The 2,500-nt window shown below is 54.7% G+C and carries 2 rRNA genes (1 of these 2 cut by a window edge); both read left to right on the top strand.

The features are described 5' to 3' along the window. Positions 1–2,287 (top strand): 23S ribosomal RNA (locus NQF86_RS09070) (it extends 450 nt beyond the left edge of the window). A gap of 84 nt (positions 2,288–2,371) precedes the next feature. Beyond that, positions 2,372–2,486 (top strand): 5S ribosomal RNA (gene rrf, locus NQF86_RS09065). Positions 2,487–2,500: the final 14 nt, after the last annotated feature.

The following is a 2,500-nucleotide window of genomic DNA, read 5'->3' as shown; positions in this document are numbered from 1 at the left end:
GAAAGGTGAAAAGCACCCCGATAAGGGGAGTGAAAGAGACCTGAAACCAGGTGCCTACAAGCAGTCGGAGCCTCTTATGGGGTGACGGCGTACCTTTTGTATAATGGGTCAGCGAGTTTCTGTCCGTAGCAAGCTTAAGCCGATAGGTGTAGGCGTAGCGAAAGCGAGTCTGAATAGGGCGACTGAGTTACTGGTAGAAGACCCGAAACCGAGTGATCTAGCCATGGCCAGGCTGAAGGTGCGGTAACACGCACTGGAGGGCCGAACCCACGCCTGTTGAAAAAGTCGGGGATGAGCTGTGGCTAGGGGTGAAAGGCCAATCAAACTCGGAGATAGCTGGTTCTCCGCGAAATCTATTGAGGTAGATCGTCGTGTATTGCCCTCGGGGGTAGAGCACTGGATGGGCTAGGGGGGCCCAAAGCCTTACCACACCTAACCAAACTCCGAATACCGAGGAGTATGAGCACGGCAGACAGACAGTGGGTGCTAAGGTCCATTGTCGAGAGGGAAACAGCCCAGACCACCAGCTAAGGCCCCTAAATCGTGGCTAAGTGGGAAAGGATGTGGGGATTCCAAAACAACCAGGAGGTTGGCTTAGAAGCAGCCATCCTTTAAAGAAAGCGTAATAGCTCACTGGTCTAATAGAAACCCTGCGCCGAAAATGTAACGGGGCTCAAGCCACGTGCCGAAGCTGTGGGTGCATAGTTTACTATGCGCGGTAGCGGAGCGTTCTGTAAGCCTGCGAAGGAGACGGGGTGACCCTCTCTGGAGGTATCAGAAGTGCGAATGCTGACATGAGTAGCGACAAACAGTGCGAGAAACACTGTCGCCGAAAGTCCAAGGGTTCCTGCGCAAGGTTAATCCACGCAGGGTGAGCCGGCCCCTAAGGCGAGGGCGAAAGCCGTAGTCGATGGGAATTAGGTTAATAGTCCTAAGCCTGCTAGAAGTGACGAACGAGATATGTTGTCAGCTCTTAACGGATTGAGCTGGCTTTTGGACCGTTCCAGGAAATAGCTCTAGCATATAGACCGTACCCGAAACCGACACAGGTGGACTGGTAGAGTATACCAAGGCGCTTGAGAGAACGATGCTGAAGGAACTAGGCAAATTGCTCGTGTAACTTCGGAAGAAACGAGACCCGTTGGTGGGCAACCATCGGCGGGTGGCACAGACCAGGGGGTAGCGACTGTTTAGTAAAAACACAGGACTCTGCGAAATCGAAAGATGACGTATAGGGTCTGACGCCTGCCCGGTGCCGGAAGGTTAAGAGGAGATGTGCAAGCGTCGAATCGAAGCCCCGGTAAACGGCGGCCGTAACTATAACGGTCCTAAGGTAGCGAAATTCCTTGTCGGGTAAGTTCCGACCTGCACGAATGGCGTAACGACTTCCCCGCTGTCTCCAGCATCGGCTCAGCGAAATTGAATTCCCCGTGAAGATGCGGGGTACCCGCGGTCAGACGGAAAGACCCTATGAACCTTTACTGCAGCTTTACAGTGGTATCAGGAAAGTTTTGTGTAGGATAGGTGGGAGGCTTTGAAACCAGGGCGCCAGCTCCGGTGGAGCCATCCTTGAAATACCACCCTGAACTTTTCTGATATCTAACCGAGACCAGTTAGCCTGGTCCGGGACCCTGTATGGTGGGCAGTTTGACTGGGGCGGTCGCCTCCCAAAGAATAACGGAGGCGCGCGATGGTGGGCTCAGGCCGGTCGGAAACCGGCTGTCGAGTGCAATGGCATAAGCCCGCCTGACTGCGAGAGTGACAGCTCGAGCAGAGACGAAAGTCGGCCATAGTGATCCGGTGGTCCCGCGTGGATGGGCCATCGCTCAACGGATAAAAGGTACTCTAGGGATAACAGGCTGATCTCCCCCAAGAGTCCACATCGACGGGGAGGTTTGGCACCTCGATGTCGGCTCATCACATCCTGGGGCTGGAGCAGGTCCCAAGGGTTCGGCTGTTCGCCGATTAAAGTGGTACGTGAGCTGGGTTTAGAACGTCGTGAGACAGTTCGGTCCCTATCTGCCGTGGGTGTAAGAGACTTGAGAGGATTTGTCCCTAGTACGAGAGGACCGGGATGAACGAACCTCTGGTGCACCGGTTGTCGCGCCAGCGGCACAGCCGGGTAGCTAAGTTCGGAATGGATAACCGCTGAAAGCATCTAAGCGGGAAACCAGCCTCAAAACGAGGTCTCACAGGGCCGTCCAAGACCAGGACGTCGATAGGTCAGGTGTGAAAGCGTGGTAACATGTGTAGCTAACTGATCCTAATCGCCCATATCTCTCACACACCTAAACACATGCACAGTAGTCAGTCACACAAACCAAAAACACCAACCAACACCCCCAAACACCCAACAGGGTGAGCGGGAAGACCTGGTGGCTATGGCGGAGGATCCAAACCCGATCCCATCCCGAACTCGGCCGTTAAAGCCTCCAGCGCCTATGATACTGCTTCTTAAGAAGCGGAAAAGTCGGTCGCCGCCAGGTCCCCTCGCTCACCC

The organism is Bombella pluederhausensis (assembly GCF_026385525.1).
Lineage (GTDB): Bacteria > Pseudomonadota > Alphaproteobacteria > Acetobacterales > Acetobacteraceae > Bombella > Bombella pluederhausensis.
The sequence above is the reverse complement of the archived record's forward strand: the minus strand, read 5'-3'. Positions and strand labels throughout refer to the sequence as shown.